The 4,593-nt window shown below is 63.3% G+C and carries 6 protein-coding genes and 1 pseudogene; 2 read left to right on the top strand and 5 right to left on the bottom strand.

Going from position 1 to position 4,593, the window contains the following annotated elements; genetic code table 11:
- Both B3873_RS03655 and B3873_RS03650 read left to right on the top strand, forming a co-directional pair.
- Positions 1 to 347 (top strand): annotated as a pseudogene (locus B3873_RS03655) (MgtC/SapB family protein); the annotation flags it as partial.
- A 57-nt stretch (positions 348 to 404) separates the two neighbouring features.
- A complete protein-coding gene (locus B3873_RS03650) occupies positions 405 to 986 on the top strand; it encodes a hypothetical protein (RefSeq protein WP_286864091.1) in 582 nt (193 codons plus the stop codon).
- A 159-nt stretch (positions 987 to 1,145) separates the two neighbouring features.
- Here B3873_RS03650 and B3873_RS03645 read toward each other — a convergent pair whose 3' ends face one another.
- The 5 genes from B3873_RS03645 to B3873_RS03625 form a co-directional block, all read right to left on the bottom strand.
- Positions 1,146 to 1,568, bottom strand: coding sequence for a nuclear transport factor 2 family protein (locus tag B3873_RS03645; protein ID WP_039789077.1), 423 nt, complete (start codon positions 1,566 to 1,568; stop codon positions 1,146 to 1,148).
- Between the two features lie 2 nt (positions 1,569 to 1,570).
- Positions 1,571 to 2,431 (bottom strand): SDR family NAD(P)-dependent oxidoreductase, encoded by an 861-nt coding sequence (locus B3873_RS03640; protein WP_286864090.1) that lies wholly within the window; start codon positions 2,429 to 2,431, stop codon positions 1,571 to 1,573.
- Positions 2,428 to 2,997, bottom strand: coding sequence for a DUF3833 domain-containing protein (locus B3873_RS03635; protein ID WP_085946228.1), 570 nt, complete (start codon positions 2,995 to 2,997; stop codon positions 2,428 to 2,430). The genes B3873_RS03640 and B3873_RS03635 overlap by 4 nt, the downstream gene beginning before the upstream one ends.
- Positions 2,998 to 3,000: 3 nt before the next feature.
- Positions 3,001 to 4,212, bottom strand: coding sequence for an SAM-dependent methyltransferase (locus tag B3873_RS03630; protein ID WP_286864089.1), 1,212 nt, complete (start codon positions 4,210 to 4,212; stop codon positions 3,001 to 3,003).
- On the bottom strand, positions 4,209 to 4,593 hold a 385-nt coding region (locus tag B3873_RS03625), incomplete at its 5' end, for a DUF1365 family protein (RefSeq protein ID WP_286864087.1). The genes B3873_RS03625 and B3873_RS03630, both read right to left, overlap by 4 nt.

Here is a 4,593-nt window from a genome sequence, read left to right as displayed (position 1 = left end):
CCCCCCTCTTCGTGCTGGCCGCAAACACCCTGCTGCGCCCGGTGGTCAACACCATCAACCGCAAGCCGCTGGATGTGCCTTCGGTGGAAGTGACCAACACCATCCACCTGATCGTGGAAAGCGCGCACCAGAAGCGCGTGCTCATGGCCGTCACCGACATGCTGGAACAGAGCCGCCATCCTACGCATGGACTGGACGTGCGGCCCTTTACGGAGGATGAAGTGGAAATCGAAGCCACCCTGGCGGCGACCTCCGTGGATGGCGATGAACTCGATGCGCTGGTGGAACGTCTGCTGGCCTTGCCTGCCGTGAAGCAGGCGTTCTGGACGCCGAGTACGACGGATTGACGGCAAGTGCGCGGCGGTCAACCTATAATTCCCCCCTGCAAGAACAAGGAGTTCGCCATGCCTCAAACCACTTTCCTGCCAGGTCCGCTGCGCTACATGGCCGCGATCTTGACCCTGATTCCTGCACTGGCGCTGGCCGCCGGCGCTGAGGCATTGACGTTCGACAACGTCAACTACGTGCATCGCTGGTCAAAGAATGGCCAGAACGAATTTACGCCACCTGCGGAAACGGACCTGAACCACTGGACCGACATGGTCACCATCAATGTCGTCGAGCAGGCCACCGATGGCGACAAGCTGGCGCAGCTGGCCAACCTCGTGCTCAAGCGCTACCAGACGGCGGGCAAGGTGGTCCGCATCAATTCGCTGCCCCGCTCCGACACCCGGCCCGCCGAACACTACATCGCAGCAGTGCTGGGCAATCCGGGTTTTCTGGAGGCAGTCTTCGCGCGCTTCGTGCTGGTGGAGGGGACGGGTTTCATCCTCATTCACTCGCATCGGATCTATGGACCGCAGGCTGGTAACGACATGGCGCAATGGCTGCAAGCCAATGGGCCGCAGCAGGAAGCGGCCTTGATGGCGTGGAATGCGATGCCCTCATTGCAAGCCTTGCGGCAGTTGCCGCAGAGCGCGCAGTAGGTGCATCCGGCATGGCCCTGGGAGGCGGACCTGCAGTCAGTCGCTTGATTCCGTTCCTGACTGGCACCCGGTACGCGAATCGACAGGGCGCATTGTGGAATTAATTTCCACACATGGGTCGTGGAGAAATTGCTTGCTCCGCGCAGAACAGACGCGTCATCAATAAGTGGTCGCCCTGAACTTCCCCCGCAACCACTTCACCGGCCCGCCAATGACCGGCAATTTCTGCCACAGCTCTTCAGCCGCATCCCAGTAATCGCGATGCTCGGTCACCAGGCCCGCCGCATCGAAGCGAAAATGCGTCGCCCCCAGCACCGTGTAGAAACGGCCCTTCAGCCGAAATTCGAAACGCCAGGTGGCAAAGGCCTGCTCACCCTGCCCCATGCGTTCCAGGATCACGAAGCGCGGATCCTCCGTGGTCTCGAACATGTGCGCAAAGATGGCGCGGATGGATCGCAGCCCCTTGATGTCGTTGAAGGGATCCTTGAACAGAGCCTCCGGCGAATAAAATTCCCCAATCCGTTCCAGGCTGCTGCGATCCAGCGCACCATACCAGTCCAGCAAGCGGTCAAGATGCTGCATGGTCAGCTCAGCATGAAGCGCTGGAACAGCATGAAGCGCAGCCGGAACGGCAGCAGGCGCAGTATCTTCAGCCAGGCCGTGAAGCGACGCGGGAAGTGGATCTCGAAGCGGCCTTCGGAGATCCCGCGCCAGATGGCGGTGGCCGCCTGCTGCGGCGTCTGGATGGCCGGCATGGGGAAGTCGTTCTTGTCGGTCAGGTCGGTCTTCACGAAGCCCGGATTGACCAGATACACGTTCAATCCCTTGGGCCGCAAATCGCTATAAAGAATTTCCGCAAGATTGATCAGGGCCGCCTTGCCGGGACCATATACGGTCGCGCCCGGCAGCCCCACATAGCCGGCCACGCTGGCCACCAGCGCAATGCCGCCGCTGCCACGTGCCAGCATATCGGGCAGCGCCGCACCCAGCGCCGAATACACACTGGCGACGTTGGTGCGCAAGGTGTGCTCGGCTTCCTCTTCCTGAACCTCCCATGTGCGCTCCGGGCGATACTTGGCCGCACAGAACACCAGCAGGTCAACACCGCCGAAGGCCTCAACGATGCGCGCATGCTGGTCGCGCCAGGCATCGTGGCAAAGCACATCCAGCGGCGCGATGAAGGCATTCTTGTGGGCTGCCGCGACCTCCTGCAATACGTCCGCACGGCGCGCCGACAAGGCCACGCGGGCACCTGCCTGCAGCGCCTGGCGCGCCAGTTCGGCACCAATGCCGCTGGAGGCACCGACCAGCCAGATGCGCAGGCCGCGCAGGTCACTGACCGGCTGGTTCATGGGCCCGAACAACACGGCGGGACGCGAGATCGGTGCGCGCTCGGCAGCAACCCCGGCAGCCTCCTTGGGCAGGGGCTTGGACTGGGTATTCATACACCCTCCTTGCGGAAGAACAACGTGACCTGGCCCACTTCCACACCAAACTTGCTCATGCTGGTGCGGTTGATGAGGGTGCGTTCGTCCATCTGGTACATCCAGTCATCCATCTGGACTTCGTATTGCTTGTCATTGACCGGCAGCAGCAGCGTGTAATTCCAGTGCAAGGCATTGCCGGCGGTGTGGCCGATGGCCTCGCCGATGACATCACCGGCACGACCGCGCCAGCTGTTGTCGGGCTGGCGCACCAGGGTCCAGACGCGGGTCTGGGTCTCGCCGTCGTCATAGCGGAAACGCTCGTCCAGCGTCAGCGTGTTGCCGTCCACGGTACCGGTCACGACCACATGGAAACGCCGCGCCACTTCGCCACCGCGCTTCTGGAACATGCCCCAGGCCTCAGTGCGGCCCTTGAAGAACACTGCCGGATCGAACACCGGGGTCTTGCCGGCGTAGTCCGATATCTGCTGCGAGGCGCAGCCACCGAGCACCAGCGCCAGCAGCGCCAGCGCGATCCCCTTCCACAGGCGCGCGGGCAGACCCGTGCGCATCAGCTTGGCATTCATGACTCACTCCTTTTGCAAGAGGAACTGCACCACATCGGTCTGGCCTTCATCGAAGCCCACTTCGCAGAACACGTAATACAGCTGCCACAGCCGGCGGAAGCGCTCATCGAAACCTTGCGCGGCAATGGTCTCGCGCTGGGCCTGGAAGGCGTCGTTCCAGCGGCGCAGGGTCTCGGCGTAATCACGGCCGAAATGGAAGCGGTCACGCGTGGTCAGGCCGGCGCGCAGCGCGCAGCGCGAGAAGCGCTCATGGCTGGGCAGCATGCCGCCAGGGAAGATGAATTCGCGGATGAAGTCGGCGCTGTCGCGATAGCGTTCGAATACCGCTTCATCAATGGTGATCGACTGGATCAGCGCACGGCCACCGGGTTTCAGGCGGGCCGAGACGGTATCGAAATACGTCTGCCAGAAACGCTCGCCGACGGCTTCGAACATTTCGATGGACACGATGGCATCGTATTTCCCATCCAGATCACGGTAGTCGCACAGTTCCAGATGCGCCAGGTGCTCGAGCTGCTGGTGGCGCATGCGCTCCTGACCGAAGGCCAGCTGCGACGGCGAGATCGTCACACCATGCACACGGATGCCCAGGCGCGCCGCATGTTCGGCAAAGCCGCCCCAGCCGCAGCCGATTTCCAGCACGCGATCGCCCGCCTGCAAGCCAAGTTGGTCAACGATGCGCTGATACTTGGCGGCCTGTGCCGAGGCCAGGCTCTGGCAGGGCTCGGTGAAGATGGCCGACGAATAGGTCATGGTCGGGTCCAGCCACAGGCGATAAAAATCATTGCCCAGGTCGTAATGCGCATGGATGTTGCGGCGGCTGCCGCTGCGCGTGTTGGAGCGCAGCAGGTGGCGCAGGCGGTACCACAGCGAGGCCAGGCGTCCGCCCTCGACCGCGCTGGCAAGCATCGCCCGGTTGCGCATGGCCAGGCGCAGCAGCGCGGCCAGGTCGGGCGTTTCCACCCAGCCATTGCCGTAGGCTTCGCCGAAACCGATGTCACCGGCGCGCAGGATGGCACCGCAGGCACGCCAGTCGAGGATGCGCAGTTGCGCGCTGGGCGGCTGGCGCAGATCGCCGAAGGTCAGCGTGGTGCCATGGGGTGTGATCAGTTCCAGGTGGCCGTGGCTGAGACGTTCCAGCATCGCCAGGAACAGGCGGGCCGAAATCGGGCCGGCGCGGCGGCCGGTAGTCTGCAATGCGGGGATACGATTCACGATAGGGTTTCCTTTCCAGAAGAAGTACCTGCGGCTGCGACGCGCTCGGGCTTGCTGAACCAGGGCACGCGCTTGCGCCACAACAGCAAGGCCTGCCAGTGGATACGGGCGACCACGCCCAGCGTCAGGAACGGCTGCGCACACAGCGCGCCGAAGGCCGTGGCCGCGGTCAGGGGATGCAGATGGCCGCCGACCGAGGTGCGCATCAGGGGCTGCAAACCCTGCGCCACTTCCGACGGATGGCCGTGGTCGTAATAGTCGATGCCGACGAAGGCGGTATTTCCGCCCGCGTCCTCATGCCGTGCCTGGTCGCGAAAGCGGAAACGATAGAAACCGCTCACCTCGCAGAAGGGCGAGACATGCATGAGCTTGTTGCAGACC

The organism is Herbaspirillum sp. UBA812 (assembly GCF_002296545.1).
Classification (GTDB): Bacteria; Pseudomonadota; Gammaproteobacteria; order Burkholderiales; family Burkholderiaceae_D; genus Herbaspirillum; species Herbaspirillum huttiense.
The sequence above is the reverse complement of the archived record's forward strand: the minus strand, read 5'-3'. Positions and strand labels throughout refer to the sequence as shown.

Bases quoted from the DNA above. Each gene is read 5' to 3' on its own strand.
- B3873_RS03640 (WP_286864090.1), bottom strand. From the start codon at position 2,431: ATGAATACCCAGTCCAAGCCCCTGCCCAAGGAGGCTGCCGGGGTTGCT.
- B3873_RS03645 (WP_039789077.1), bottom strand. From the start codon at position 1,568: ATGCAGCATCTTGACCGCTTGCTGGACTGGTATGGTGCGCTGGATCGC.
- B3873_RS03635 (WP_085946228.1), bottom strand. From the start codon at position 2,997: ATGAATGCCAAGCTGATGCGCACGGGTCTGCCCGCGCGCCTGTGGAAG.
- B3873_RS03650 (WP_286864091.1), top strand. From the start codon at position 405: ATGCCTCAAACCACTTTCCTGCCAGGTCCGCTGCGCTACATGGCCGCG.